The sequence below is a fragment of the Undibacterium pigrum genome (assembly GCF_003201815.1).
Lineage (GTDB): Bacteria > Pseudomonadota > Gammaproteobacteria > Burkholderiales > Burkholderiaceae_D > Undibacterium > Undibacterium pigrum.
This window is the reverse complement of record NZ_QJKB01000002.1, coordinates 566,961-593,465: the sequence shown is the minus strand read 5'-3', so window position 1 is coordinate 593,465 and position 26,505 is coordinate 566,961. Positions and strand designations below refer to the sequence as shown.

General features: G+C 51.4%; 26 protein-coding genes. 8 read left to right on the top strand and 18 right to left on the bottom strand.

The features are described from left to right. Nucleotides 1-2: 2 nt before the first annotated feature. A complete protein-coding gene (locus DFR42_RS09655) occupies nucleotides 3-917 on the top strand; it encodes an AraC family transcriptional regulator (protein WP_110254736.1) in 915 nt (304 codons plus the stop codon). 21 nt (nucleotides 918-938) lie between these two features. On the opposite strand, the gene DFR42_RS09650 is transcribed toward DFR42_RS09655, so the two are convergent. Together DFR42_RS09650 and DFR42_RS09645 are read right to left on the bottom strand one after the other, a co-directional pair. After that, a complete protein-coding gene (locus DFR42_RS09650) occupies nucleotides 939-2,105 on the bottom strand; it encodes an NAD(P)/FAD-dependent oxidoreductase (RefSeq protein ID WP_110254735.1) in 1,167 nt (388 codons plus the stop codon). 17 nt (nucleotides 2,106-2,122) lie between these two features. Next, nucleotides 2,123-3,136 carry a GlxA family transcriptional regulator gene (locus DFR42_RS09645; RefSeq protein ID WP_110254734.1) on the bottom strand — a complete coding sequence of 338 codons (1,014 nt, stop codon included), beginning with the start codon at nucleotides 3,134-3,136 and terminating at the stop codon, nucleotides 2,123-2,125. A gap of 129 nt (nucleotides 3,137-3,265) precedes the next feature. On the opposite strand from DFR42_RS09645, the gene DFR42_RS29130 reads away from it, so the two are divergent. The 6 genes from DFR42_RS29130 (at nucleotide 3,266) to DFR42_RS09615 (ending at nucleotide 6,819) form a co-directional block, all read left to right on the top strand. Then, complete coding sequence (locus DFR42_RS29130) at nucleotides 3,266-3,532, top strand: tautomerase family protein (RefSeq protein WP_170133468.1); 267 nt, start codon at nucleotides 3,266-3,268, stop codon at nucleotides 3,530-3,532. Then, entirely contained in the window at nucleotides 3,529-3,960 is a 432-nt protein-coding gene (locus tag DFR42_RS09635) for an MAPEG family protein (protein ID WP_110254732.1), read from the top strand. Before DFR42_RS29130 ends, DFR42_RS09635 begins: the two co-directional genes overlap by 4 nt. 52 nt (nucleotides 3,961-4,012) lie before the next feature. After that, nucleotides 4,013-4,594, top strand: coding sequence for a gamma carbonic anhydrase family protein (locus DFR42_RS09630; RefSeq protein ID WP_110254731.1), 582 nt, complete (start codon nucleotides 4,013-4,015; stop codon nucleotides 4,592-4,594). 158 nt (nucleotides 4,595-4,752) lie between these two features. Further along, a complete protein-coding gene (locus DFR42_RS09625; protein ID WP_110254730.1) occupies nucleotides 4,753-5,949 on the top strand; it encodes an HDOD domain-containing protein in 1,197 nt (398 codons plus the stop codon). Between the two features lie 43 nt (nucleotides 5,950-5,992). Continuing rightward, on the top strand, nucleotides 5,993-6,529 hold the full coding sequence (locus tag DFR42_RS09620) for a DUF6985 domain-containing protein (RefSeq protein WP_110254729.1): 537 nt from the start codon (nucleotides 5,993-5,995) through the stop codon (nucleotides 6,527-6,529). Continuing rightward, complete coding sequence (locus DFR42_RS09615) at nucleotides 6,529-6,819, top strand: hypothetical protein (RefSeq protein WP_110254728.1); 291 nt, start codon at nucleotides 6,529-6,531, stop codon at nucleotides 6,817-6,819. The genes DFR42_RS09620 and DFR42_RS09615 overlap by 1 nt, the downstream gene beginning before the upstream one ends. Nucleotides 6,820-6,828: 9 nt before the next feature. On the opposite strand, the gene DFR42_RS09610 is transcribed toward DFR42_RS09615, so the two are convergent. The 10 genes from DFR42_RS09610 to puuE all read right to left on the bottom strand — a co-directional run bounded on the left by DFR42_RS09610 (nucleotide 6,829) and on the right by puuE (nucleotide 18,839). Further along, complete coding sequence (locus DFR42_RS09610; RefSeq protein WP_110254727.1) at nucleotides 6,829-8,019, bottom strand: hybrid sensor histidine kinase/response regulator; 1,191 nt, start codon at nucleotides 8,017-8,019, stop codon at nucleotides 6,829-6,831. Further along, nucleotides 8,016-8,597 carry a chemotaxis protein CheB gene (locus DFR42_RS09605; protein ID WP_110254726.1) on the bottom strand — a complete coding sequence of 194 codons (582 nt, stop codon included), beginning with the start codon at nucleotides 8,595-8,597 and terminating at the stop codon, nucleotides 8,016-8,018. Before DFR42_RS09605 ends, DFR42_RS09610 begins: the two co-directional genes overlap by 4 nt. An 11-nt stretch (nucleotides 8,598-8,608) precedes the next feature. Further along, entirely contained in the window at nucleotides 8,609-9,427 is an 819-nt protein-coding gene (locus DFR42_RS09600) for a CheR family methyltransferase (protein ID WP_110254725.1), read from the bottom strand. Continuing rightward, nucleotides 9,417-12,929 carry a response regulator gene (locus DFR42_RS09595; protein WP_211324221.1) on the bottom strand — a complete coding sequence of 1,171 codons (3,513 nt, stop codon included), beginning with the start codon at nucleotides 12,927-12,929 and terminating at the stop codon, nucleotides 9,417-9,419. The genes DFR42_RS09600 and DFR42_RS09595 overlap by 11 nt, the downstream gene beginning before the upstream one ends. A gap of 460 nt (nucleotides 12,930-13,389) precedes the next feature. Further along, complete coding sequence (locus tag DFR42_RS09590) at nucleotides 13,390-13,869, bottom strand: NuoB/complex I 20 kDa subunit family protein (RefSeq protein WP_211324219.1); 480 nt, start codon at nucleotides 13,867-13,869, stop codon at nucleotides 13,390-13,392. Between the two features lie 118 nt (nucleotides 13,870-13,987). After that, complete coding sequence (locus DFR42_RS09585; RefSeq protein ID WP_110254723.1) at nucleotides 13,988-14,884, bottom strand: CPBP family intramembrane glutamic endopeptidase; 897 nt, start codon at nucleotides 14,882-14,884, stop codon at nucleotides 13,988-13,990. 130 nt (nucleotides 14,885-15,014) lie between these two features. After that, the gene (locus DFR42_RS09580; protein WP_110254722.1) at nucleotides 15,015-15,458 is read right to left on the bottom strand and encodes a carboxymuconolactone decarboxylase family protein; all 444 of its coding nucleotides are present in this window, start codon (nucleotides 15,456-15,458) and stop codon (nucleotides 15,015-15,017) included. 197 nt (nucleotides 15,459-15,655) lie between these two features. Next, nucleotides 15,656-16,570: an RNA polymerase sigma factor SigJ gene (gene sigJ / locus DFR42_RS09575; RefSeq protein WP_245936903.1), complete on the bottom strand. Its 915-nt coding sequence runs from the start codon at nucleotides 16,568-16,570 to the stop codon at nucleotides 15,656-15,658. 94 nt (nucleotides 16,571-16,664) lie between these two features. After that, nucleotides 16,665-17,756 carry a porin gene (locus DFR42_RS09570; protein WP_110255005.1) on the bottom strand — a complete coding sequence of 364 codons (1,092 nt, stop codon included), beginning with the start codon at nucleotides 17,754-17,756 and terminating at the stop codon, nucleotides 16,665-16,667. A 129-nt stretch (nucleotides 17,757-17,885) separates the two neighbouring features. After that, nucleotides 17,886-18,839, bottom strand: a complete 954-nt coding sequence (puuE, locus tag DFR42_RS09565) for an allantoinase PuuE (RefSeq protein WP_110254721.1) — start codon at nucleotides 18,837-18,839, stop codon at nucleotides 17,886-17,888. A 357-nt stretch (nucleotides 18,840-19,196) separates the two neighbouring features. Here puuE and DFR42_RS09560 point away from each other — a divergent pair, with 357 nt between their 5' ends. Further along, complete coding sequence (locus tag DFR42_RS09560) at nucleotides 19,197-20,042, top strand: DUF817 domain-containing protein (protein ID WP_110255004.1); 846 nt, start codon at nucleotides 19,197-19,199, stop codon at nucleotides 20,040-20,042. Nucleotides 20,043-20,360: 318 nt separating this feature from the next. Here the strand turns inward: DFR42_RS09560 and DFR42_RS09555 are convergent, their stop codons facing one another. The 6 genes from DFR42_RS09555 to DFR42_RS09530 all read right to left on the bottom strand — a co-directional run bounded on the left by DFR42_RS09555 (nucleotide 20,361) and on the right by DFR42_RS09530 (nucleotide 26,453). Continuing rightward, on the bottom strand, nucleotides 20,361-20,861 hold the full coding sequence (locus DFR42_RS09555; protein ID WP_110254720.1) for a hypothetical protein: 501 nt from the start codon (nucleotides 20,859-20,861) through the stop codon (nucleotides 20,361-20,363). A 564-nt stretch (nucleotides 20,862-21,425) separates the two neighbouring features. Then, on the bottom strand, nucleotides 21,426-22,520 hold the full coding sequence (locus tag DFR42_RS09550) for a DUF418 domain-containing protein (RefSeq protein WP_170133466.1): 1,095 nt from the start codon (nucleotides 22,518-22,520) through the stop codon (nucleotides 21,426-21,428). 40 nt (nucleotides 22,521-22,560) lie between these two features. Further along, the gene (locus DFR42_RS09545; RefSeq protein WP_110254718.1) at nucleotides 22,561-23,565 is read right to left on the bottom strand and encodes an ABC transporter ATP-binding protein; all 1,005 of its coding nucleotides are present in this window, start codon (nucleotides 23,563-23,565) and stop codon (nucleotides 22,561-22,563) included. Then, a complete protein-coding gene (locus DFR42_RS09540; protein WP_110254717.1) occupies nucleotides 23,558-24,544 on the bottom strand; it encodes an ABC transporter ATP-binding protein in 987 nt (328 codons plus the stop codon). The genes DFR42_RS09545 and DFR42_RS09540 overlap by 8 nt, the downstream gene beginning before the upstream one ends. A 14-nt stretch (nucleotides 24,545-24,558) precedes the next feature. After that, nucleotides 24,559-25,470, bottom strand: coding sequence for an ABC transporter permease (locus DFR42_RS09535; RefSeq protein ID WP_110255003.1), 912 nt, complete (start codon nucleotides 25,468-25,470; stop codon nucleotides 24,559-24,561). Between the two features lie 5 nt (nucleotides 25,471-25,475). Continuing rightward, nucleotides 25,476-26,453, bottom strand: a complete 978-nt coding sequence (locus DFR42_RS09530; protein ID WP_110254716.1) for an ABC transporter permease — start codon at nucleotides 26,451-26,453, stop codon at nucleotides 25,476-25,478. Nucleotides 26,454-26,505 lie beyond the last annotated feature (52 nt).

The following is a 26,505-nucleotide window of genomic DNA, read 5'->3' as shown; positions in this document are numbered from 1 at the left end:
TCATGAGCACAGATCCTCTTGCCGAAGTAGTCAGCCTGCTCCAGCCTCAGGCCAGGCATGCAAAGGTCGTCAAGGCTGCGGGTTTATGGCGGGTGAGTCGCCATGAATCAGGACAGACCTTCTACTGCCTTATACTTGAAGGCAGCAGCCGCTTGACAGTGATGGGGCAGTCCCCAGTCCTGCTGCAACAGGGTGACTTTGCGCTCATCCCCGCCACCCAGGGCTTTAGCATGTCCAGCATGGAAGCACTGGCTGAAGAAGATGCCGATACCGAACCAGTGGCCTTGTTGCATGGTGAATTCAGGCTGGGCAGGCAAGATGGCGCGCCTGAAGTAATACTGCTGGTAGGGCATTGCAGTTTTGCTTCGCCAGACGCTGCCTTGCTGGTGTCGTTGCTGCCGCAATTGCTGCATGTCCGCGGTGAACAGAGGTTGAGCGCGCTGGTACAGCTGATCAGCGAAGAATCGCGTGCGCAGCGGCCCGCGCGGGAAGTCATACTTGCACATCTGCTGGAAGTCTTGCTCATCGAAGCGCTGCGTTCCACTGCGGGGAGTAACGCATCGCCCAGCCTGCTACGCGGGCTGGCAGATGAAAGACTGGCGATCGCACTGCGCTCCATGCATGAAAATATCCAGCAGCCCTGGACAGTGGCGCAACTGGCCAGACAAGCGGCACTTTCACGTTCGACTTTTTTCGAGCGCTTCAGCCGCACAGTAGGCATCGCGCCTATGGAATACCTGCAAACCTGGCGCATGGCTAAGGCCAAAAAAATGCTGGCACAGCAAGAAGCCAGCATCACAGAAATTGCAGAACATGTGGGTTATGGCTCCGCCAGTGCATTCAGCGTCGCCTTCAGCCGCCATGTTGGTATGCCACCCACGCATTTCGCCAGAGAGGTGATGAAGGCAGCAGGCTAAAGCTGCCTTGCAAGCGCAGCTTCAGATCACATTCTTTTCCATTAAAGGCTGATTCAGCAGCACGCGCTGCGCCGAAAGTGGCGACAGGTCCAGGCTGCTGTAAGCGCCGTCAACCACTAGCTCAGCAATGCCGCGCCCGGTGGCCGGTGCATGTTGCATGCCATGTCCGCTAAAACCATTCGCCAATATCAGGTTAGCCAGTTGCGGATGTGCACCGATGACGGCATTCTGGTCAAACACATGGTATTCATAATAACCAGCCCAGGCTCTTTGCATGCGCAAAGCTTCAAAAGCAGGAACGCGATTCGCCATGATTTGCCAGACCGTGTCGAACTGCTCATAGTCTGCTTCCAGCGGTGCATCATCGGGATCATCTTCTGGTGGCAAGCCACATATCCAGTGCTGGCCTTCTGGCCGCAACCATAAACCGGTTGGATCGATGATGAGCGGGCAAGCCGGCGTCTGCGCCGGGCTGGATACCACAAACACCGTACGTTTGCGGCCAACCACGGGCAAATCAAAACCCGTGCCCGCCAGTAAAGGCCGCGCCCAGGCACCGGCTGCGTTGACGGCGACATCACATTTAATGACTCTGCCATCCCGCAAGCGCACACCTGTCACCCTGCCCTTGTCGTGTTCAAAATCTTGCGCATCTGCCTGTACATAACTGACACCCAGACTGCGTGCCTTGCGGCGAAATGCCATCAGCAAGGCATAGCCATCAAACCAGCCTTCTCCACTGAGGCCCAGCGAACCTAAAGCCAGGTCATCAACGTTCAGCCAGGGGAATTTCTGCTTCAGTACGGCTTGATTCAGCAAAGCCACATCTACTTGTTCGGCCCTTTGTATCTCATGATTTTCACGCAAAGTGACAGCACCAGCTTCAGTTGCCAAATACAGGTAACCATGTTCGCTGAGACCCAGTTCCGGCAACTCCCCATCAACCGACAGGTGATGATGCAGGTCACGCAGGAAGGCGATGCCAAATTGCGACATCTGTATATTCAGCGCCGTGCTGAATTGCTGGCGTATGGAACTGGCAGACAGCGCAGATGAGGCGTGGGTATAAGTCGGGTCACGTTCCAGCACGGTGATCCTGCCCTGGAAGCGTGGATGCACTGCCAGGAAATAAGCTACTGCACTGCCTATGACACCACCACCAACGATCACTATATGTCTGTTATCCATTGTCATCCTTATGCACTCTAGAATCTCAATCCAAACCTGCGTCGGTAATCCTTGGGCGTCACCTGCGCCCAATGCTTGAAGATTTTACTGAAACTCGAAACATCTTCATAACCGCAGCGCGTCGTAATATCTTCCAGCGACAGGCGCGTGGTTTCCAGCAAGGCCTTGGCGCGCTCCACCCTTAATTGTTGCACATAGTGGATGGGGCTGAGTTTCATGGATTCCTGAAAGCGCCTGAGCAAAGTACGCTGGCTGACATTGCAATAGCTGGCCAGGTCAGCCATGGCCCATTGCTGATCCAGTCGCTTGTTCAGCCAGCGCCGTGCACGTTCAATGACGGCATGGCCCTGATCCTGCATGATGGCCTTGGCGACATAGGGTGCCTGGCTATTTCTATTGGCGTCAACCACCAGTATCTTGGCCGTCATCTGGCGCAGTTCTTCCCCCGCAAAATGTCCTACCAGCCATAAGGACAAATCGATATAGGAAGTCACGCCACCAGAAGAAACCAGCTGGCCATCCTGCACGATGAGTTCTTCTGCTTCCAGCAAAACCTGCGGGAAATTCTTGCGAAAATAAGCGCTTAGCCACCAGCTCGTTGTAGCGCGGCGGCCATCAAGCTTGCCAGTACGTGCCAGCAGGCTGGTGCTGGAGCAGCTGGAAATCAGCAGACCGTCGTCCCGCAGATAACTCTCCATCAGCGCCTGTTCCGGTGCCAGTGCATCCAGCAAGCCATCGAGCTGGCTGCTGTCCCTGTGATCTATGCCCGGCACCATGAGGGCATCCAGTTTCTGCTTATGAATATCATGTGCCTGAAAATACAGGCCATCGACTTCCTGCAAGATATCGCCGCGAGCACTGACCCAACATGCCTCGAATTGCACAGGCTTGCTACCCGCCGGACGTATGCCTGCCAGAGTATTGGCAATGTTGAACACATCCAGCGGCATGACTGCCCCACTGCGCAGGCAGCCTGGGTAGACCAGTACGCCTATACGGATAATTCCATCTTTTGTTGTCTTCATTGTCATTTGGCTATCCTGTCCAATTTGCCCCCACCGTCCATTAAACACCTTTTTTTGTCGATTCAGCCAATGGTAGTACTTTTCCGCAGACTGCACAATGAAGTCTCTTACAAGCAATCACACAAGGAGTACGACATGCCCTACGTGCAAATCAATACGATTAAAGGAATGCTGAACACGGAACAGAAACAGCGCCTGCTGGAAAAAATTGCCGATGTACTGATGGAAGTGGAAGGCGGTGGCAATACTGAATTCAAGAAATCCATCTGGATCAATATCCAGGAAAGCGAGGCAGAAGCCTGGTCCATGAGTGGCTTACGTCCCTCTAGCCAGCAAATCGCACAATTTACGACAGCCAGAGATACCAAATCCTGCACACAAAATACTGAGGTGACAATATGATGAACTACCCTGCCCTGTCCAGCTTTGTCCTGGCGCTGCTTACACTATTCCTGAAAGCCAGTCTGTTGAGCGGTGTACAGGTCATCAGCCGCATACGCAGCCGCCGCTACCTTTTGCCAGAGGACGCTGGTATGTTTGGCCTGCGCTCTGTAGAAGCAGAGGCAGATCTGGTCCAACGTTGCGCCAGAGTCTGGCGCAATGATGTAGAAAACCTGCCACTCTTTCTCGCCCTGGCACTGACTTACACCTTGCTCGGTGGCACACAATCCAGCGCCAACTGGCTGTTTGGCAGCTATGTGCTGATACGTTATCTGCATACCGCCGTCTACCTGCGCGGCCTGCAACCCTGGCGGGCCATACTGTACCTGTCTGGCATGGCGGTGTGCTGGATGATCGTTATCAGAATACTTCTGCAAATGCATCCGTAACCCAGTATGCTGTTATCTTTGATTGGTTGATCCAGTTTATTGGGGGGAGCAAATGGCATTCATAGGTCCAGACGTCAAACTCGACAAGCCCGCGTATATCCATGACACGGCGCAACTGTATGGCAAGATCAGCGTAGGTCCCAATGCCTCGATCTGGGTGAATGTGGTGGCACGGTCAGAACACAAGGAAATCATCATCGGTGCCTATACCAATATCCAGGATTTTGTCATGCTGCATATCGGTGACCAGACGCCCACCATCATAGGCAGCCATTGCTCCATTACCCATCACTGCACCATCCATGGCTGCACCATAGGTGACAACTGCCTCATCGGTATCAATTCCACCATCATGGATGGCTGCGTGATCGGCAATAACTGCATTATTGCCGGACATACTTTTTTGAAAGAAGGTACTGTCATTCCTGACAATTCCATCGTCATGGGTACGCCGGGCAAGGCCATACGCACGCAAAACAATTATGTGCGCAACCGCCTGAATGCCTATATGTATTACAAGAATGGCTTGGCTTATGCGCGTGGTGAATACAGGGAATGGGCCAGGGAAGAATTTCCCGCGGAAATCATGGCAGAAATTGCCATATTGAATGCCCAGCTTGCCGCCGGAGAATGACAATTTAGGTTAAAAACGCGGCACAAATTCATCAGCGCGCAGAATGGGATTGACATGCCCACGGCAAATATACAAACTGAAAGCCTGGTCGCATTTAGCACATTCAAGGCGCAACCGCAGTTTGTGCAGTTTGCGTAGTTTGAACAGAAAGGGAAGCCGTGGCGAATACCCTGAGCAAATTCTTCAACCGCCTGTTCGGTGCGGAGCAAGACGCGCCTGTCAGCAGCCAGCCTGGATCTGTATCCTTACCTCCCCCTGAAGTCGTACCTGCCCCCAAAGCGCCAGAACCAGTCATCGTTGCCCAACCTGCGCCCGTTGTCACACCTCAGGCACAAGCGGCCGTAGTGGCAACGCCAGAGGCAGCAGCCAACGCCGCCGCGCCAGAGAAACTAATCGCATGGAAACCGGCACTCCCTGTCGACAGCCTGTTCTTTGACTGGATCATGGGTTACCCAGGCGAAGGCAGCAGCCTGATAGACAATGAACAACATGCCTTGCAAGCCTTGTATAAATTACTGGCATCTGACCTCAACGACGCCGTCATCGTGCCGCGAGTACCCAGCGTCATACCCCAGTTGCTGAACAGCCTGCGCAGCAAGACTATCTCTACCGGAGAATTGTCGGGCCAGATCGTCAAGGATGTAGTGCTGGTCGGTGAAGTCATCAATACCGTCAATAGCGCCCTGTACAACCCGGCTGACCGCATCAACAGCCTCGAAAAAGCGGTCATGATACTGGGTGAAGAAGGCTTGCGCCTGGTGATTTCCAAGGTTGCTTTCAGGCCTATCATCAACCTCAATGCAGGCAAGTTCACCCGTCGTGCGGCTCCGCATATCTGGGCACAGTCAGAAAAATGTGCAGTTGCCTGTCATACTCTGGCACGCGATATGGACCCCTTCCATGCATTCCTGACTGGCTTGATGAAAAATGTCGGTCTTATCATCGCCTTCCGACTGCTGGACCAGGTTTGCGTGCAAGGCAAATTCAAGTATTCGCCTGCCTTCCAGCCCATATTCGCCTCAGTTGCGGCAACCCTGTCTTATCGCGTAGCACAGCGCTGGGAATTTCCTGCACATGTCATACTGGCGTTGCAACAACAGACTGGTGGTAGCAAGGCCATAGAATGGAGCCCACTGGGCCGCTTGCTGCATACGGCAGACCTGATTGCCAAGACCCGTTTGCTGGTCAATCATGCGCAATTGAATAGTGCCGACAAAAAACTCAGGCTAGGCCTCAGCCCGGATGAAATCCACTGCCTGGATCATTTGAATGAAATCCAGCTATATGATACAACCGGGGTACAGCAACATCCGGAAGCAGAACCACAAACTCAGGCAAGGAGTGTGGGACAATAGTGGTCATGGCAAATATTGCCCAACTCACTAAAGAAAACCCACCATGCATATCCCAGGACTTGGGCAAGTAGAAAAAGATGAAGAAAATGGCTGGTACATCAGCCAGCCCATACTCATCCCCGCCTTGCAAGAGCAAGAATATGAATTCCTGCTGGAAGGCTATGACGAAGCCGATGATGCCAGCAAGGCAGACTTTCATACTGCCATTGCCAACTTCATCAAGCTTGATCCTGCCGTCCTGAAAAAAGCAGAAGCCGCTATCTTTGCCTATTATCAGGATGTAGCCAACTACCGCAAATCTGAAAAACTGGATGTCGTGCAGATAGTCCAGCCAGCAGATGTATGGCAGCACATACAGTATGGCTATGAAGCCCTGGTCAGCCAGCGCCCGAATGGCGACAAGACAGTGTATGTTTCTGTTGAATGTGATTGCGACTGGGATGAAGAAAACGGCTTGCAACTGGTTTTCCGCCATGGCGCAGAAATCAGCAAGCTAGGTCCTTTTGATGATTACCTCAGCAATGCCGATGCCTTTGGTGAAGCCAGCCTCGATAAAGTGGTATATCAAAGCCGGGGCTGATGACGACACTTGAGATCAAGCCCCCAATCAATATACAAGGCTGGGCTGATTTTGCCGGAGCCGATACGCTGTCCCAGTTGATCTGGGATGGATTATCGGAAGCCGGTGGCACATGGCACTACATGAATTTCACCGCAGCCATGTCGATCTGGGAATCAATCCTGGATGGCAGTTCCATCACCATCTACTATCAGGATGAGCGTTTAACACAATTGCTGGTGACACCAGGCATTGCTTACGACTACCTGTTACCTCTGATACAAAAATTCCAGCTCACTGCAATGCCATAAATATTGGCTTCAGGTTTCTGTCAAAGGCAATACGACAGTGAAGGTAGAACCTTCGTCGACCACGCTTTCCACCCTGACGAATCCCCCATGTGATTCTGCCAGTTGCCGGGTGATGTACAAGCCCAGGCCCAGTCCACCAGAAGAATCAGAATTCAGGGCGCGCTCAAAGGGCGCAAAAATGCGCTGCAGGTTTTCATCAGAGATACCTATGCCCCGGTCCTGCACCCTGATATGCACGCTGCCTGCCTGCACCACGCCAGACACGGTAACTGGCTTCTGTGCGCCATAGCGCAATGCATTGGTCAGCAGGTTGATGAGCATTTGCTCTATGCGGAACTGGTCCCACATGCCGGTTACAGGCTCTATGGTTTCCAGCTCTATGGTGCTGCCACTAGATACTGCCTGGGCACTCAGGTCATTCACGACACGCTGCAACAAACTGGACAGCTCGGTAGGTTGACGTCGTATGGAGAGCTGGCCACTTCTGATACGCGAGACATCCAGCATGTCATCAATCAGGCGTACCATGCTTTCAATCTGGCGGCGGTCACGCTCCACCATTTTGCGCAGATTGCCTTCATTAAAAAACTCAGTGTTGTTGCGGTCCAGTTGCAGAGTGCGTAATTGCGATTCCAGAAACAGGGTATTCAAGGGTGTGCGCAATTCATGCGCCACCATGGACATGAAATCATCGCGCATGCGCACTGCGCGCTGCAACTCTTCCTGCGCGAAATGCAAGTCTTTCAATAAAGCTTCCTGCTGTGCCCGGCTGATTTCCAGTGCCAGCACTTGCCTGCGGCTTTCATTGCGTTGCTGGTAGAGGGCGACAAAGACATTTACCTTGCTTTGCACTGCATGAATGTCCAGAGGCTTATGCAAAAAATCTACCGCACCTGTCTCATAACCCTTGAAGGCATAATTGAGTTCCTTGCCCGCTGCACTGACGAAAACGATGGGAATATGCCGGGTTTTTTCTGTACTGCGCATCATCTCCGCCAGTTCAAAACCATTCATGTCCGGCATTTGCACATCCAGTATGGCCATGGCAAATTCATGCTCCAGCAATAATGCCAGCGCCTGGTCGCCAGAGCTGGCCTGGAAAATCTGGCGCCCCTCATGACGGATGATGGCCTCCAGCGCCTGCAGGTTTTCTGGCTTGTCATCAACGATCAAAAGTTTCGCTATGTTGTTCGTGTTCATACTGTGGTTTTCAATCTTAATAACAACTGATGAATTTCATGCAAGGGCAGTATCAAGTCAGGCTGCATTTGCGCTATGGCGGCATTCGGCATGGTGGCGACCTGCGCCTCGCCAGGATCCTGGACTACCGTTAATCCCCCATGATTTGCAATACACGTTAAACCATTTGCTCCATCCTGGTTGGCACCGGTCAACAAAATGCCCAGCAGGCCCTTACCGTAAACATGGGCAGCAGACTCCATCAACACATCAATCGATGGGCGCGAAAAAAATACCGGCGCCTCACAACTAAGGGAAAAACTATAATCCACTTCGACAGACAAGTGATACCCGGAACCAGCAAAATACAAAGTACCGGCAACTATCTGGTCTTTATCCCGCGCTTCTCTGACTGGCATCCTGATGAAATGCGCAAACAGCTCAACCAGCTTGCTTTCGCGGTTTTCCGGCAAATGCAGCAAAACAATGATCGGTAAACCAAAATCCGCAGGCAAGCCAGTCAATATATCCTGTAATGCACTGATACCCCCAGCCGAGGCACCAATCACGATGGCTTTTATTCTGTCTGTGCTGGCCATGGTCGCCGGATTCAAAGCTTGCGAAACAAGCGGTCTTGCTTAGACAATGCCGTGAACTTGTCTGCATAGGCAGAAAAATCCAGGCTTTCTTTGCTACCCAGTGTCAGGAAACCTTTATGGCAAAGCGATTCATGAAACAAACCCAGCGCCCGGTTTTGCAAGCCCTTATTAAAATAGATGAGGACATTACGGCAGCACACCAGATGCGTTTCTGAAAACACACTGTCGGTTGCCAGGCTATGATCGGCAAAAGTAATATTCTCTGTCAGGCTACGGTCAAACAGGGCTGTGTCATAAGCGGCTGTGTAGTAATCAGACAGATTATGCTTGCCACCAGATTTTATATAATTGCTGGCATAAGCCTCGATTTTTTCCAGCGGATAAATACCCTTCTTGGCTGTTTCCAGTGACTGCGGATTAATATCTGTCGCATAAATCAAGCTGCGTTCCAGCAAGCCTTCTTCACGCAGCATGATGGCCATGGAATACACTTCTTCACCTGTGCTGCATCCGGCAATCCAGATTTTGAGAGAAGGATAGGTTTTCAAGAAAGGGAAAATCTGTTCACGCACCCCATAGAAATATGTGGGATCGCGGAACATGGATGAAACCGGTATCGTCAGGTATTGCAATAATTGCGAAAACACTTTGGGATCATGCAAGACCTTTTCCTGCAATGCAGAAATGGTCGCGCATCCCAGTTGATGGATGGCGTGCGACACCCTGCGCCTTTGTGAAGAACCAGCGTAATCACGAAAATCATAGCTGTACTTGAGATAGATAGCTTCCATCAGCAAGCGCAGCTCTATGTCATTAATACTAATCTGCATGGCGCTCCAGATGTGGCATCCATATGCGTAGCAAGGCATACAGACGGTCAAGGTCGATAGGTTTGGCCAGGTAGTCAGTCGCACCAGCCTGCATGCATTGTTCCTGATCGTCTTTCATGGCTTTCGCTGTCACCGCGATGATAGGTAGTTTCTGGAAGCGCGCATCCTGCCGTATGCGGCGGGTTGCTTCCAACCCATCCATGCCCGGCATCATCACATCCATCAGGACCAGGTCAATATCCGGCACTTCATCGAGTTTGGAGATGGCTTCAAAACCGTTGCGGCCTATCTGCACATTCACGCCTTTTTGCTCCAGTGCGCTGGTCAGGGCGAAAATATTGCGGACATCATCATCGACCAGCAAAATCTTGCGGCCTTCAAAGATACGGTCACGGCTGCGCACCTCTTTCAACATAGTCTGTGCCTGCGATGGCAATTGCGACTCCACCTTGTGCAGGAACAGCGTCACTTCGTCGAGCAGGCGTCCTGGTGAGCGCGCGCCTTTCAGGATGATGGAGCGTGAATACTTCATCAGATCAGCTTCTTCTGCCTGCGTCAGATTCCTGCCTGTGTAGACAATCACGGGCGGGAAGGATGGAATATTTTCCAGCGTCATGCGCTGTAATAATTCATGCCCCTGGATGTCAGGCAATTTGAGATCGATAATCATGCAATCGAATACTGTGGTGCGCAATAACTGCAAAGCCTGCTCACCCAGTTCTACTGCCGTGATTTCCACATTCAGGTCACCCAGTAACTGGATGACGCTGTCTCTTTGACGCGCATCATCTTCGACCACCAGGATGCGCTTGATTTCCTGGGTAAATTTCTCTTCCAGTTTTTGGAAGACATTTTTTAACTGCTCGCGTGTCACGGGTTTGTTGGCATAACCTATGGCCCCCAGATGCATGGCAGCATCACTACGCTCCATACCGGATACCATATGGATAGGGATATGACGTGTCAGCGAATCTTCTTTCAATTGCTGCAAAACAGTCAGGCCTGAGCGGTCTGGCAGACGGATATCCAGCAAGATAGCATCCGGCAAGAACTGACGCGTCAGTTCCAGGCCTTCCTGCGCACTTTGCGCTACCATGCAATTAAACTGCATTTCATGCGCCAGCTCATACAGGATGCCTGCAAATGTCAGTTCATCTTCGATGACGAGTATGGTGCGGTTGCGGGTGGACAGATTAGCCCTGTCGTCCGGGAATTCTACAGTCGTAACTACAGTGACCGTTGCAGGCTCAGATGCACTTGTCGTTGAAGACGAGGGCTGGGTGGCGACAAGCGGTAATGGAGCAGAAATTGGAGCAGAAGCAGACTGCTGCACAGTTGGATTGTCTGTCACTACGGGAGGCTGCCATTGCTCTGGCAGTGTCAATGTAAATGTACTGCCCTTGCCTATGGTACTGCAAACCCGGATACTGCCACCCAGCAATTTGCTGAGGTCACGTGAAATCGACAGGCCCAGGCCAGTGCCGCCATAGCGGCGGTTAATTGTACCGTCAGCCTGCTGGAATGCCTCAAATATCGTTTCATGCTGCTCTGCTGCTATGCCTATGCCAGAATCAGAAACAGCAAAACTGATCATGTGATTCTGATCAGCAGCAATGCGCAAAGTCACGGTCCCGGCTTCAGTGAACTTGATGGCATTTGACAACAGGTTCTTTAATATCTGGTCTACCCGTGCAGGGTCAGAAACGATCAGCTCTGGCGCTGTAGGTTCGATTTCAACGGTGAAAGCCAGTTTTTTCTGGTTGGCCAAAGGCTGGAAAGTCCTGCTTAATTCTTCTGCCATTCTGCGCAAGAGTAGCTGCTGCGGACTCAGTTCCAGCTTGCCAGCTTCTACCTTGGAAATATCAAGAATGTCATTGATCAGGTTGAGCAAGTCATTGCCAGCAGAATAAATGGTCTGGGCAAACTTGATTTGCTCTTCATCCAGATTACCCTTTTTATTATCCGACAGCAGCTTGGCCAGTATCAGTGAGCTATTCAGGGGGGTGCGCAATTCATGCGACATATTCGCCAGGAATTCTGATTTGTACTTGCTCGCTCTTTGCAAATCCTGGGCATTTTTTTCCAGTTCGACTTGCGCCGTATTCAGGGCTGCATTTTTACGGTCAAGTGCACTCGTCTGTTCTGTCAACTGATCATTGATTTGCTCAAGCTCAGCTTTTTGATTTTCCAGATTCGCTTGTGACTCTTCCAGCACGCGCGACTGTTCTTCCAGCTCTTCATTGGCAGTACGCAGTTCTTCTTGCTGCACCTGCAGCTCTTCGTTCAATTGCTGGGTTTCTGCCAGCACGTCCTGCAATTGCTGGCGGTACAGTGCCGCACCTATGGAGGTGCCGATATTGTCTGCAAGCAGCTTGAGCAAGTCAAGATCACGCTCCTGCACTGCATCCATGAAACCCAGTTCCACGACACCATTCACTTTGCCTTCATTGGAGAAAGGTAATAACACGAGCATTTTTGGTTTGCTATTACCCAGGCCGGAGGCTACTTTCAGGTAATTATCCGGAACATCATGCAAGCTCAACAATCTGTTTTCCCTTGCAGCCTGCCCGACCAGACCTTCGCCGACGACAAATGAACGCCCCAGACTCTCGTCATTGGCAAAGCCATAGGACGCAACTCTTTGCAATACATTACTACCTTCACGCACATAAAAAGCAGCAACACTGACATTCAAATATTTCGCCAGAAATTCAAGTACCCTGTCCCCCACAGCAGATGTCGCCAGTTGACCTATGACTTGCTCGGTCAGTTCAGTCTGGCCAGACCTCAGCCATGCCTGTTGCTGCAATACCAGTGCATGATCTGCATGTTTTTTGAGGGCATTGCCATAAGATGTCGACAGCCCCAGCAAATCACGCCTGCCCAGCATGGCCAGCAAACCTGCGAGTATCAGTGAAATCGTCAGATAGATACCAATAATCATCGTTACGGTCTGTTTGGATGCGTTATTGCGCTCCAATAACAGGTTTCTCTCCATTGCAATGGCATCATCAAACTCATTGCGTATCATGGTAAACAAGGCCCGGCCACGCCCACCACCAATGGCGGCCAGATAGTCTTGCTTGTTGCGCTTCATGTCTATGATGCCCAGCGAGTATTTTTCCCACTCGGTTTGCAGGCTTTGTATGCGCTTGAAACGTTCAGCCTGCACGGGATTATCACTAACCATCTCTGCCAGGCCGCGCAGGCGATTGGCCATTTGCGATTTGTCGACATCATAGGTAGCCAGGACACTTTCTTCGCCAGTCACCAGATAACCCCGCATGCCACTTTGTAAATTGACCGAGTATTGCGATGCTTCATTGATATTGGCGATCACCTGTACAGTATGTTCCACCCATTTCATCGTAGACAGTAAATAGAAAATCATACCGACAAAGATGGCGGCACTGATGACACCAACCACCAGCGGGAGTGAAATATTGCGAAAAAGGATGCGCTTGAAATCGTCCTGGTCAGTGTGAGAGACTGGCGTCATCATGCTTTTTCCTGCCTTTGCATAGGGAAGAAGTTGACTGAATATGGCGTAGTACGGGGTCTTTGGATACTCATACGTTTTCCGGTTCGTTCTGATCGCAGTGTTGATTCAGCATACCTGGCTACGGTAACCAAACAAGCACCGTATCCCTGCCGGGCTACTCTTGCACAGCAGGGGGAATGTCAAAATTCTTAAATTTTTGATTATATAGTTTTTACAATCAGAATCCCATTCAGCAGAAATCAATGAGAAATTACAGATTGTAGTAAATCCATGCAGGATCTTATGTGCGATAGCTCGCATAGCGCATACCGCGCCATGCAGCTTGCCTGGAATATAGATGCGGGGATTTGTGTGGGGGAACTGCAGGAAAGTGCATTTTGATGCGCTATAACGAACATAAGGAACATTAGGGGCAAGCGACGTATGCCCCGTATTTGCTCAGGCAGGAAATGGCGAGCAGCTAGCGCTCTATCATGGTCTTGCTACGTATCTTGCGCTGTAATTGTATGATCCCGTAAATCAGTGCTTCGGCGGTTGGTGGGCAACCGGGGATATACACATCCACCGGCACGATACGGTCGCAACCACGCACCACCGAATATGAGTAATGATAATAACCACCGCCATTTGCACATGAACCCATGGAAATGACATAGCGCGGCTCTGCCATCTGGTCATAGATGCGGCGCAGGGCGGGTGCCATTTTATTGGTCAGCGTACCGGCAACAATCATCAGGTCTGCCTGCCTGGGGCTGGCGCGCGGTATCATGCCAAATCGCTCCATGTCATAGCGTGAGGCGGCTGCCTGTATCATTTCCACGGCACAGCAGGCCAGGCCAAAGGTCAGATACCAGAGGCTATTGGTTTGTATCAGTTTACTGACGTCGTCGAGACGCGTCAGCAAAACATTGTCTTCTCTAATGACTTCCAGCTCTTCCATCATGACTCCCTTCATTAATGACAGGGAGCAGTCTAGTCATGACAATTAATCCATACTTGTACCAGTACGACGAATTTGTACCGACACGTCATGCTGGCAAAAAAATATCAGGCCACCATCAGGCCAACCTTGGATAGGTGAATAAAACGAAGTGATACAGATTAAAAGCCGCATGCGTGAGTATCACCCACTCCAGTCTGCGAGTACGGTGATAGATGATGGCGTAAGCAAGTCCGGCAACCGTGGCCAGCGCAGCATATTGCATACCGCCGCCCAGATGTGCCAGGCCAAACAGGATTGCCGACATGGCTATCGCCAGATAGCCATAGGCTGGCTTGTTACCCAGACGGTAGATGGATTCCTGGATCAGGCCACGGAAAAAGGCCTCTTCTGCCACACAAGTCAGCACCAGGTTCACGGCAAAGAAGAGCAAAGTCGCCTCTGGCAACTTGGGAAGAAAGCGGAAAAATTGCGTCGCCAGACCCAGGCCTGTGAGGACGGCGATCGTCAGCAAGGCTGGCAGGGCAATGCGCTTGCCATCTGCCAGGAATTGCTTCCAGCTACCGGCATGCGAACAAAACAGACTCAACAACAGATAGCCTGCCATGCCTTTATCAAAATTGGCATACAGGGTAAAAGGGATGGCATCATCGCTGAACCTGACTTTGTCCAGCAGCAGGATATTGTGAAAGCCGGGCACTTTGTGCATAGCCAGTAGCAGCGCCACCAGTAGTGCCAGCACGCCAGCGACTATGCGCAAGGCAAGCGGAAAAGTATTCCTGACGCTCGCCCACAGCAAAAATGCCAACACCAGCAATACCAGCGCTGCCACGGGTGAGATGAGACCGCTGATCAAAGCCAGTATTCCTGCCAGTGCAGCAAGCAGGTGACCGGGTACCAGGTTTTTGACAGGCCCGGCCAACACTATTGCAGGTAACCAGGCTGCCGCGATAGCTGCATACAAGAATAGATAGGGAAGTATCTGGAGGAATGGCAACTCAGGCACTGTAGTCATGGGAAATAATCCTGTCAGGCGATTGTTCAGGTCATACAAGATCGCCAAGGATAAATAATTTTATAAAAATGTCAATATTTATCCCTGGGCTTGTACTTGTCCTAGCCTAACTGACGACTACTGCTACGAATTAGCGCACGCTGAAACTTTTCCCACAAGCTATCGCCACCCTGTTCCAGGCATTCATGAGACCAATGACAAATGCCAGGTCTACCAGTTCTTTCTCTGTGAAATGTTTGGGCAATTCCTGTTGCAGCGCTTCATCGACATGCCTGCCTGCGATATTGGTCAAGGCTTCACTCCAGGCCAGTGCAGCCCTTTCTTTCTCACTGAAACAAGGTGCTTCGCGCCAGCATACGAGGCTGTTGAGACGCTGGAAAGTGTCGCCATGTTCGAGCAAGTCATGCGCATGCTTGTCTACGCAAAAGGCGCAGCCATTGATTTGCGATACCCGCAAGAACACCAGGTCAATAAGGGATTTGCCTAGGCTGCTGGCATCCAGCACCGTGTTGACACCCGCAAGGGCTTGATAAGCAGCAGGTGCCAGGCCAGGGAAATTGAGTTTGAGTGTCATGATAATTCTCCAGTTTTAAAATGAGTCAGCGAAATTGCTTTCTTCATCTATAAGACGCTGGAGGAAACTGGTTTGTGACAGGTGATTGAAAAAAATCCTGCTACCCTTTGCCTATTCTGTAGGAGCGGCTTTAGCCGCGAACCCTCAGCACACGAAAGATAAGCGACACAGCCTGCTGTTCGCGGCTGAAGCCGCTCCTACAAAAGCGCGATACTCATCCCCTGATATGCCTGCAATTTATCCGGATTGCGTATGGTGTACAGATCCAGGATTTTTTCACCATCGCTGACGATGGAGATAGTCGCATCGAGTTTGCCATCGATAAAGCGCAGCAAACCTGGCTCGCCATTGATACTGACTTCGACAAACTGCATACGCTGCGGGTAAGTTCTGGCGACGACATGGTAGAGGCGTGCGATGCGGGCTGCGCCATGCAGGATGCGATTGACAGAGGCGACCTTACCGCCGCCATCCCCTACCATTTGTGCATCGTCGGCAAACAAGGCACTGAGTTCTTTTAAATTACCGCTTTGTGCTGCCAGACTAAAACGCTGCAGCAATTGTCTGTGGTGATCGCGACTGACCTGGAAGCGCGGTTTTTCTTGCAACACCCTTTCTTTTGCGCGGTGTACCAATTGGCGGCAGGCGGCTGCCGTCTTGTTAAGCATGCCTGCGACTTCCGGGTAATCGACATCGAATACCTGGTGCAAAAGAAATGCTGCACGTTCTTCTGCCGATAATCGTTCGAGCATGGTCAGGAAGGCCAGCGAGACATCACTGCTGAACTCTGCCATCAGTTCTGGCGTCTGCTCATCGACTTCTATCACGGGCTCTGGCAACCAGGGGCCAGTGTAGTTTTCGCGCTCGCGCTTGAGTACCCGCAACCTGTCGACACAAAGACGACTGATGACAGTCACCAGCCAGGCCTGGGGTTCGCGAATCTGCAATAACTCTTCATCGCTGAGCGCATGCCAGCGCAGATAAGTGTTTTGCACCAGGTCTTCTGCCTCGGCCCGGGACGCCAGCATGCGGTAGGCAATGCCAAACAGGCGGGGTCTATGGTCAGTAAAGCTTTGCAGGCGGTTCATCATGGCGGCATCCAGTAGGTACATGATGATAAGACGAATCAGACTTAGCGTTTGTGACAGCAAATAGAAAAAAACCGCAAATCTTTCAATATGCGGTTTTTTCGTCAACTTAAACAAGTCAGAATCTATGGCGTATGCCAGCAATGACGCTGGTAGCACGGTCCGCCGTACTGATCTTGTCACTCATCAGCACTGCATAGACGTCGGTACGTTTGGACAGGTTGTAGTCATAACCAGCCGACAGGGTATCGCGCTTGTATTCTGTATTGGCGGTCAGCGTGCCATTGCGTTTGGTATTCGCATAAGCCAGCAAGATATCGCCACCACCTGCCGGGATCTTGGCACCCAGGCTATAAATCTTGTCATCCATCTGCTTGCCTGCGGCATTGTCATTTTTGCTGGAGGTATAAGTCGCATACAGTTTAGCGGCTGTCAGGTCATAGCTGGCACCGACAAAGTAAGCGGTCTGGTTATTGATGGAAGCAAAATTCACAGGTGCGGATGTGGCATCCACAATCGCCGAACCACCAAGGGGATTTGATACCTGGACCTTTTGGTAGAAGGCGCTCAGGGCCAGCGGACCATTGAAGTACAGAGCATTCAGGCCTATATTGCGCGTGCCTGTATCACCGGCTTTTTCACCGAACTGATAGTGCATATTGGCACTGAAACCTGAGAAATTGGGTGTGCTGTAAATGATTTCATTGCTCCAGCCCGAGTCACCCGCGGCTGAGTTGGCCCAGGTACGTGAAGCAAAACCACCAGATGGTACATACCAGTGCAGCACCAAAGGCGAAACGTCAAAGGAATCACCAAAGGGATTGAAAATCACCACAGGCAAAAAGCTCGGTGCCAGATCACGCCCCAGCGAGACTCGTCCAAAGCTGCCAGACAAGGCAACATTGGCATCGCGAGAAAACAGGGTATCGCCACCAAAACGGCCAGACTCACCGGTATCAGGGCGCAGGAAAGCTGTCAGTGCAAATTCTGCCTTGAGCCCACCACCGAGGTCTTCTACCCCTTTGAAACCAAACCAGGACGTGGTCATGCCACCGGGTGTGATAGCAGCCGTGCTGGCCTTATCGCCACTCATTTTGACCGAGCCTACCGACAAATCCACCAGGCCTTGCACGGTGACACTGGATTGCGCCAGCGCACTGCCTGCACACAAACAAGAAGCGACCGCCAAAACTATGAATTTCATCTGCATTTTCATCTTTTCTTCCTTCTCTCAGGTTTAACAACGATTTTTTTCAGCGTGGTGGCAAATCAAACTTTGTCAGCTCAATCAAGTGCAGGCAGGACTTGGGTGCATCCGGCCAGTCAGCAGGCGCTGCATTTATTTAACAACATAGGGATGTACTTGTTTCCAGTGTTCTGCGATATCGATGCGGCGGCAGACCCAGACCTTGTCATGCGACTGTACATAATCCAGAAAGCGCTGGAAGGCACGGAAACGCCCGGGCCGCCCCAGCAAGCGGCAATGCATGCCTATGGATAGCATTTTTGGTGCATTGTCGCCCTCAGGATCACCTTCGGCATACAGGAGGTCGAAACTGTCTTTGAGGTAATCATAGAAATGCTCACCCGTATTAAAACCCTGGGGTGTAGCGAAACGCATGTCATTGCTGTCCAGGGTATAGGGCACAACTAGGTGAGGGTGTTGCTGACCATCGCTGGTCGTCACCTGAGTCCAGAAAGGCAGGTCATCGCCATAGTAATCAGCGTCATAGGCAAAGCCGCCATGCTCCACCACCAGCTTGCGGGTATTCGGTGAATCACGTCCGGTGTACCAGCCCAGCGGCGCTTTGCCAGTCAGCTCGCGCATGATTTGCACGGCTTGCTGCATATGTTCACGCTCTATGGTTTCATCCAGGCCTTGATAATGTATCCAGCGCAGACCATGACAGGCGATTTCATGACCGAGCTCGCCAAAGGCCTGGGTCAGTTCAGGATGGCGCTGCAAGGCCATCGCAACACCAAACACGGTCAGCGGCAACTGGCGTTTTTCAAATTCACGCAAGATGCGCCAGACACCGGCGCGGGAACCATACTCGTAAATAGACTCCATCGACATATGGCGCGCTTCATACGCTGCTGCACCAACAATCTCGGATAAAAACTGCTCGGACGCACGGTCACCATGCAGTACACAGTTTTCACCACCCTCTTCATAGTTCAGGACAAATTGCAGGGCTATCCTGGCCTGACCCGGCCATTGCGCATGCGGGACATGGCGGCCATAGCCTATGAGGTCGCGAGGGTAGTCACTAAATTGCGGGGACTGCGTCATACTTTTATTCTCCGTATGCATAATACTCGGGCAAGTGGATGCCCATTATTCTTGTTTAGCGTTGAAACTGATTCGCTGAAACTGATTTAAGGAATGGGAATGCAAGTGACGTGCCATCTTTGCATTTGCACTAAATCATTTTTCAAATTCGTCTACGATTGTCAGCAATTTTTCAAGCTTAGATATACTGCTTTTAGTATATGTTCTATTACGCATCAATTAAACAACATAGTATTTTTCGCAACAAATGAATCGCGGTCAAGCCTGGTCATTAAATGCTGTGTAAGCGCCGTGTAACAAAAGCAAGCATCTCATCTTCGTGACGACAAGCGCGGCAGGCTTGTTACAATGCAGCCCATGCGCCTGCAATCCATAGACCAATTCCTCATCCAGCCTCCCCAGCCTGAAAACCTGGCAGGTTTCCGTCGTTTTTTACTGGAGTTCTGGTACTTCGGTATCAAGGAGATACGTGCCTGCCTGTTTGTCGGTTTGTTTTTTGCATCGATACTGATCGTGCCCAAGGCAGGACTGTTTGGCTTGCCGCGCTACGATGTGCTGTTTGTGATTGCGTTGCTGATACAGGGTGGCATGGTCTGGAGCAAGCTGGAAACTGTCGATGAATTGAAAGCCGTGACCCTGTTCCACTTGGTAGGTTTTGCGCTGGAAGTGTTCAAGGTATCGGGCCAGATACAGAGCTGGGCTTATCCAGAATTTGGCTATACCAAGTTATGGGGCGTGCCACTGTTCAGCGGCTTCATGTATGCCAGCATAGGCAGTTACATCATCCAGGCCTGGCGCTTGTTTGATTTACGGATACGCCATCATCCACCTTACTGGATGGCTGCGCTGATAGGCATACTGATTTACCTGAATTTTTTTACGCACCACTATATCGGTGATTATCGCTGGTATCTGGCGGCTTGCGCATTGGGTTTGTATGCGCGTTCATCGGTGGTATTTCGTCCGCTGGACCGTGACCGCAGCATGCCTCTGCTACTGTCCTTCGTCCTGATCGGTTTCTTTATCTGGCTGGCTGAAAATATGGGAACCTTCTTTGGTATCTGGCGTTATCCCAATCAGCTGGGAGCCTGGTCTACCGTGCACTTGGGTAAATGGAGTTCATGGTCTTTGCTGGTTATCATGACTTTTACCATCGTCGCCCATCTAAAGCACATCAAGCGACATATCCATATCGCAGAATAAGCCCGTACTTTTTCTGGTAAGTGAGTCTGCTAAGTGAGCAGACAAAAAAATAGCCCGCTAAATTCGCGGGCTTAAATCCAAACCTTTAGGAGGTGTTGGAGGAGACAGGTACTACTTTAATGCGCTGCAGCATATCTGTATGCTTTATTATGCATATATCAGGTATACATATTTTGAATATCTTATCAATGCGTAAGACCACTCAATTTATCTTCCTGCGAGACTCTGCTGGAAGATAAATACCAGTGATGATTTAACCATTACTAGAGGGATTACTCAGCTTGTTATACTGGCGAATGTGGTCCGGGTGCTGGTGACTTATTTGCGCGCAGGCTTGCGCTTCAGGAGCAGCAACTGGCCTTGCTGCACACAGGTATTGACTATATGGTCGGCCCAGGCGCGGGTGACCAGATAATTACTGCCGCTCATTTCCTCCTCTGTAGCTACCACGTCAGTTTTCAAATCTATCCTGGCTTTGTGATGCAGCCATGACAAACCCGTTTCTTCTGAGGGATGGGCAAAAAAATGCACGATGAGGATGGATTGATCTTCTTTCCAGTAACCATACAAGGCCGTTTCACCAGTGTCGGTTTTTACCCTGGCAATATGGATATGCTGCACTGCGTTTTTGGGATGCGATGCGTACTGGCTGACAAACTGTTGCAAGGCCAGGCGCATATTTTTGTCTATACGCGGTTTATGGCTAATGCTATCTGCTACGGCATGGCTTGCCTTATCCATGGCATTCACTTGCAAACAAGTTAAAGCCAGCAAGCACAAGAGGAAGGCGCGATAAATAAATGCAGTTTTCAAAAACATAAATGCAGGGGAAATAAGCGGATACGGGAAACAGATACGGAAAGCAGATCTTACGCACACTGCATGTTTTTACAAGTGCCGGGGAATCCCCGGCAATGGCGTTGATATCTGCCAGCCTGAACAGGCAAAAAAAAACCCGCAAAATTTGCGGGTTTAAATCCAAACCTTAGGAGGTGTTGGAGGAGACAGGTGTAACTATATCGCAGCGCAACAAATTCACCAAGATCTATTTTCACATATCGATCATTCACAAATCGCATATCAATCTTGATCAAAATATTTCCTGTCAGAATTGAAATTAATAAAATCAACATCGCGTTTATAGCTAAGTCCGTCAAAAGGCAAAAAAAAACCCGCGACCTTGCGGTTGCGGGTTAAATCCAAACCTTAGGAGGTGTTGGAGGAGACAGGTACTACTTTATCGCACCGCAGCAAATAAAGCTTCTTTATTTTTGGTATACCAGTTATCACCATATCCAATATCTTGTTGAAAAACACACGCTTTCATCTATGTCTGATCTGCCTTATCTGACACTGACAGCTTCAGTGCCAGATATAGAAAGCTTAGTTTTGATGAGTCGTGAGACGGCGCAACAGCCATTCCAGTGGGCCTTGTGAAAATTTGCGTCTCCACAGATGAGAAAATACCAGAGCGCATGCGAAAAAGATGAAGGCAGCAGCTACTGCAGTGCCCAGGGTCTGGCCTTCCAGATAACCCAGTTCTTCCAGCACAACCATGCCCGGCAACACATGCGCAAGATAGAGGCTAAGTGCCAGTTGCCCAGTATGCACCATAGCACGCATGACCAGGGCCTTCGCAAATTTTTCTGCCAGATAAATGCACAAAACGATGACTATGCAGGCACTGCCAGCGGCTGAGATCATATACACAGGCAAGGGCGGCATGGGATCAGTTTTGCTGAACAGGTAGCGCAGACTGGCGGTCTGCTCCCAGTTACCCAGGGCATAAAACAATACCCAAGCTAACAACTGAGCGACGATCATCGCTGTCACACCAGCCAGCAAAACCCGTCTGCGCGTGGCGGGCGCATGCATATCCAGCCGCCCTATCACCAGGCCCACCAGCAAGAAACCAGCCCAGGGAAAGAAAGGATGGAAACCATTGAAAAACAGATTCAGCAGAAAGCCAGGGACTGTCCAGAAACTCGAATAATGCAGCAAGTCCCAATTCCAGTTCTGGCTATAGTCAACACTGAAAAACAGGGCAGTGAAGATCAGGCAAAAAGCTGCTGCCAGTATCAATAGCAAACGGGATGATACTGTCAGTAAGGCCGCTGCCAATACGATATACACCCCATAATAATGCAGTATGTCGGCAGGCCATATCCAGATATACAGTAAACCTAAGCCAAACAGAAAAGCAGCGCGTTTCAACAAACTTATTCTCTGCTGACGCAAAGCTGTTGTATCCCCTGCAAGTCTGGCGGCATTTGTCATGAGACTGATACCCACACCCGCCAGTATCACAAACAATGCAGAGGCACGGCCATCAAGATGGGCAAAGATGCTGATCCACCAGGATTCATGCCCCTCTTTGACAGCTTGCGCATGCATGACGACTTTGAAATTCACGATGATCATGCCAAGGATGGCAAATGCACGCGCCAGATCGTAACCCAGGATTCTTTGTTGCTTCACTTGCATTCCATTCACGGCTCAAAGAATGGCAAGATAGCAATCAAGTATTTAAATGGCAAGCTGAAAAATGTAAAGGAGCAACTTCTTTGAGCTCAGGCTGCTCTACAGCACACCTGGACGTGGCATGTGGACAGCGTGGATGGAAATGGCAGCCAGTCGGCGGATTTAGCGGGGATGGAATTTCACCCTTGATGGCGATGTATTCCATCTTGCGCACTTCCAGCCTGGGGGCAGAGGCCAGCAAGGCTTGCGTGTAAGGGTGAGTAGGCCGTTCAAAAATTTCTGTAGTCGCGGCGGATTCAACCACGCGTCCCAGGTACATGATGAGTACACGGTCAGACACATGCCTGACGACACCGAGATCATGACTGATGAACAGATAAGTCAGCTTCAGTTCATCACGCAGCTTGATGAACAGGTTCAACACTTGCGCCTGTATAGACACATCCAGCGCCGCTACCGCTTCATCGCACACCAGCACTTCAGGCTTGACGGCAAGTGCTCTGGCGATGCCTACGCGGGCACGCTGACCGCCAGAAAACTGGTGCGGAAAACGTTTCAGCACAGCCGGGTCCAACCCCACTTTTTGCAGCAGGTGTTCTACGTATTCCTGCTGTTCTGCCGCCTTGATGATGCCATGCACGACCGGCGCTTCGCCGACGATGTCTTGCACACGCAGGCGCGGGTTCAGCGAGGCATACGGGTCCTGGAATATCATTTGCACGGCCAGTTGCATTTGCCTGCGTTTAGCATTATCCATGTCTGCCAGGTTTTCACCACGCCACCAGCGGGTACCGTCAGATAAAGTGTGCAAGCCCACGGCCATGCGCCCCAGCGTAGATTTGCCGCAACCGGATTCACCGACCAGACCGACGACTTCACCCGTTTGCAGACTCAAATCGACTTGATCAACGGCGTGGACGATTTGCTGTTTGCTGTCAGCACCAAATAGCTGTGTCAATTTGTCAGTCAGCGCTACAGGTTTGGCAAAGCGCTTGCTGACCTGGCGCAGTTCCAGCAAGGCTGGCTGGCGGATATCAGTCATGCGTCACCTCTGTCACTGCGTGCATGGGATGGAAGCACAATACACTGTGGCCCTGAAGATTTTCGGTCACCGGCTCCTGTTCACAAACCGCACTGGCACGTTCACAGCGCAAGCGGAATGCACAGCCTTGCGGCAAGTTCAGCAAGGACGGTGTTGAACCCGGTATCTGGCGCAGGCTTTGGCCATGCAGGTTGCGAGATGGTGAAGAAGCGATCAGGCCATGGGTGTAGGGATGCCTGGCCTGTTCCAGTACTTGTTGCACACTGCCGCTCTCGACTATCTTACCTGCATACATGACGGCGACGGTATCAGCCAGGCCAGCCACCACCGACAAATCATGCGTGATCCAGATCAGTGCCGTACCAGACTCGCGGCAAAGCTTTTGCATTTCATACAGGATCTGGCCCTGCATGGTCACGTCCAGCGCAGTGGTTGGTTCATCGCAGATAATCAGCTCTGGCTCATTCAAAAGTGCAATGGCGATTGCCACCCTTTGCCGCATGCCGCCAGAAAACTGGTGCGGATAGGACAGCAGCCTTTCATCTGGTGAGGGTATGCCAACCTTGACCAGGGCGGCGCGTGCCATGTCGCGTGCTTTTTCACGGCTGACCTGCTGATGGGCAAAGATGGTTTCCATCATTTGCGTATCGATGCGCAAGACCGGGTTCAGGGTCATCATCGGGTCCTGGAATATCATGGCGATGCGGTTGCCACGGATTTGCCGCATGGCTTCTGCCGACAGGCTGCGCAAATCCTGTCCCCTGAACAAGACCTTGCCTGCTGCGACTTTGCCGGGTGGCTCTATCAGGCCCATGATGGAATAAGCCGTCATCGATTTGCCAGAACCGGATTCACCGACCAGGCCCATGATTTGGCCTGGCTGCACGCTGAAGCTGACATTATTTACCGCGCGCACAGTACCGGCACGGCTGGCAAATTCAGTCTGCAGGTTTTGCACTTCCAGAGTCGCAATCGTCATGATGTCTGTTCCACCTATTGCGTCTGCAAGCGCGGGTTAAGCACATCGCGCAAATGGTCAGCCACCAGGTTGATGGACACCACTGTCAGCAACAAGGCCAGGCCGGGATAAAAACTGATCCAGTATTTGCCGGACAACAGGTATTGATAGCCATTGGCAATCAGCAAACCCAGTGAGGGTTCAGTCACTGGCAAACCCAGTCCCAAGAATGAGAGCGTCGCTTCCAGCGAAATCGCTGACGCCACCTGCAAGGCTGCGATAACGATCAATGGCGGCAGACAATTCGGCAGCAAGTGACGCCAGATAATGCGTGCCGGTGACAAGCCCAGGCCGACTGCCGCTTCTATATATTCCTTTTGTCTTTCCACCAGCGCTGCACTGCGGGCCGTGCGCGCATAGTAAGCCCATTGCACCAGTACCAGCGCGATGATGATCTTGCCTATGCCCTGCCCTGTCAGCGCCAGCAAGATCATGGCGATCAGGATGGCCGGGAAAGATAACTGTATGTCAGCAATACGCATGATGATGGCTTCGACACGCCCCCCCAGATAACCCGCCAGCAAGCCCAGACTGAGGCCGATTGCCAGCGCAATCACGGTACTGGAAAAACCGACGATGAGGGAGATACGCAAACCATAGAAGATGGCCGACAGCATATCGCGCCCCTGCTCATCAGTACCGAGCAAAAACGTTTGCTTGCCATCGGACGACAGTTTGCCAGGTTCCAGGCGTGAATCCATGACATCCAGCGCCATCAGATCGTAAGGATTTTGCGGCGAGATCAGTGGTGCAAATATCGCCAGCAAGACCAGCAGCAATAAAACCAGGCTGCCCAGGCTGGCGATGCGGCTGGCAAAGAAGTCGCGCAAGAAACGCTGCAGGGGCGTTTCAATTTTTGGAGTGATCGTTTCAGTCATCGCGGTCATAAACATCAGCCCCGGCTTTCTGACAAACGCACACGCGGGTCCAGCAATGAATACAGCACATCCACCACCAGGTTGATGAGAATGAACAGGCTGACGATCAACAGCAGATAGGCAACGATGACCGGCCTGTCCAGCACGCGTATGGAATCAATGATGAGCTTGCCCATGCCCGGCCAAGCAAAGACGGATTCAGTGACAATCGCAAAAGCGATGATGGAACCAAATTGCAGGGCAATCACGGTGACGATAGGGATGAGGATATTCTTGAGTACATGCACGCCTATGATGCGGCTATTGCGCAAACCCTTGGCGCGGGCAAAACGGACATAGTCTTGCAGCAGGGCTTCTTGCGCACCAGAGCGCGTCAGGCGTATCACCATGGCGATATTGAAAAGCGCAAGGTTGAGTGCAGGCAAGAGCAAATGCCTGAGGCCATCGATACTCAAAAAACTCACGGGCACACCCAGCAAGAGCGTAGTCTCGCCACGCCCGCTGGAAGGCAACCAGCCCAGTTGCACGGCAAATACCATGATCAGCATCAACCCCACCCAGAAGGTAGGCAGGGAGAAGCCCAGTATCGATACTGCCATGATGCTTTTTGCAGCAATACTGTCAGGTCGCAAACCGGCCAGCAAACCCAGCGGTATGCCCAGCAAAATCGCAATCAAGATGGCAAATACGGCCAGCTCCAGCGTGGCTGGCATGCGTTCCAGGATCAGGCCCAGTGCGGGTGTCGCATAAGCAAAGGAGCGCCCCATGTCACCAGCCAGGGCATTTTTGAGGAATAGCCAGTATTGCTGCGGCAGGCTCTGGTCCAGGCCAAAGGCAGCGATGATGCGCAGGCGCTCTGCCTGGTCGGCCTCAGGGCTGATCAGGATATCGATGGGATTACCAATTGCATATACACCGGCAAATACCAGCAGTGACATGAGCAGCAAAACAGCCAGGCTTTGCAGCAGGCGGCGCAAGATGAATCCTGGCATGTATCAGACCTGCCTTGAGATTATCGGCAGACACAGGGAATCCGCCTGGGCT

What these genes read in the sequence shown, in the direction of transcription:
- DFR42_RS09655 (WP_110254736.1), top strand. Translation starts at nt 3, where the DNA reads ATGAGCACAGATCCTCTTGCCGAAGTAGTCAGCCTGCTCCAGCCTCAG.
- DFR42_RS09650 (WP_110254735.1), bottom strand. Translation starts at nt 2,105, where the DNA reads ATGGATAACAGACATATAGTGATCGTTGGTGGTGGTGTCATAGGCAGT.
- DFR42_RS09645 (WP_110254734.1), bottom strand. Translation starts at nt 3,136, where the DNA reads ATGACAATGAAGACAACAAAAGATGGAATTATCCGTATAGGCGTACTG.
- DFR42_RS29130 (WP_170133468.1), top strand. Translation starts at nt 3,266, where the DNA reads ATGCCCTACGTGCAAATCAATACGATTAAAGGAATGCTGAACACGGAA.
- DFR42_RS09635 (WP_110254732.1), top strand. Translation starts at nt 3,529, where the DNA reads ATGATGAACTACCCTGCCCTGTCCAGCTTTGTCCTGGCGCTGCTTACA.
- DFR42_RS09630 (WP_110254731.1), top strand. Translation starts at nt 4,013, where the DNA reads ATGGCATTCATAGGTCCAGACGTCAAACTCGACAAGCCCGCGTATATC.
- DFR42_RS09620 (WP_110254729.1), top strand. Translation starts at nt 5,993, where the DNA reads ATGCATATCCCAGGACTTGGGCAAGTAGAAAAAGATGAAGAAAATGGC.
- DFR42_RS09615 (WP_110254728.1), top strand. Translation starts at nt 6,529, where the DNA reads ATGACGACACTTGAGATCAAGCCCCCAATCAATATACAAGGCTGGGCT.
- DFR42_RS09610 (WP_110254727.1), bottom strand. Translation starts at nt 8,019, where the DNA reads ATGAACACGAACAACATAGCGAAACTTTTGATCGTTGATGACAAGCCA.
- DFR42_RS09605 (WP_110254726.1), bottom strand. Translation starts at nt 8,597, where the DNA reads ATGGCCAGCACAGACAGAATAAAAGCCATCGTGATTGGTGCCTCGGCT.
- DFR42_RS09600 (WP_110254725.1), bottom strand. Translation starts at nt 9,427, where the DNA reads ATGCAGATTAGTATTAATGACATAGAGCTGCGCTTGCTGATGGAAGCT.
- DFR42_RS09595 (WP_211324221.1), bottom strand. Translation starts at nt 12,929, where the DNA reads ATGATGACGCCAGTCTCTCACACTGACCAGGACGATTTCAAGCGCATC.
- DFR42_RS09590 (WP_211324219.1), bottom strand. Translation starts at nt 13,869, where the DNA reads ATGGAAGAGCTGGAAGTCATTAGAGAAGACAATGTTTTGCTGACGCGT.
- DFR42_RS09585 (WP_110254723.1), bottom strand. Translation starts at nt 14,884, where the DNA reads ATGACTACAGTGCCTGAGTTGCCATTCCTCCAGATACTTCCCTATCTA.
- DFR42_RS09580 (WP_110254722.1), bottom strand. Translation starts at nt 15,458, where the DNA reads ATGACACTCAAACTCAATTTCCCTGGCCTGGCACCTGCTGCTTATCAA.
- sigJ (WP_245936903.1), bottom strand. Translation starts at nt 16,570, where the DNA reads ATGTACCTACTGGATGCCGCCATGATGAACCGCCTGCAAAGCTTTACT.
- DFR42_RS09570 (WP_110255005.1), bottom strand. Translation starts at nt 17,756, where the DNA reads ATGCAGATGAAATTCATAGTTTTGGCGGTCGCTTCTTGTTTGTGTGCA.
- puuE (WP_110254721.1), bottom strand. Translation starts at nt 18,839, where the DNA reads ATGACGCAGTCCCCGCAATTTAGTGACTACCCTCGCGACCTCATAGGC.
- DFR42_RS09560 (WP_110255004.1), top strand. Translation starts at nt 19,197, where the DNA reads ATGCGCCTGCAATCCATAGACCAATTCCTCATCCAGCCTCCCCAGCCT.
- DFR42_RS09555 (WP_110254720.1), bottom strand. Translation starts at nt 20,861, where the DNA reads ATGTTTTTGAAAACTGCATTTATTTATCGCGCCTTCCTCTTGTGCTTG.
- DFR42_RS09545 (WP_110254718.1), bottom strand. Translation starts at nt 23,565, where the DNA reads ATGACTGATATCCGCCAGCCAGCCTTGCTGGAACTGCGCCAGGTCAGC.
- DFR42_RS09540 (WP_110254717.1), bottom strand. Translation starts at nt 24,544, where the DNA reads ATGACGATTGCGACTCTGGAAGTGCAAAACCTGCAGACTGAATTTGCC.
- DFR42_RS09535 (WP_110255003.1), bottom strand. Translation starts at nt 25,470, where the DNA reads ATGACCGCGATGACTGAAACGATCACTCCAAAAATTGAAACGCCCCTG.
- DFR42_RS09530 (WP_110254716.1), bottom strand. Translation starts at nt 26,453, where the DNA reads ATGCCAGGATTCATCTTGCGCCGCCTGCTGCAAAGCCTGGCTGTTTTG.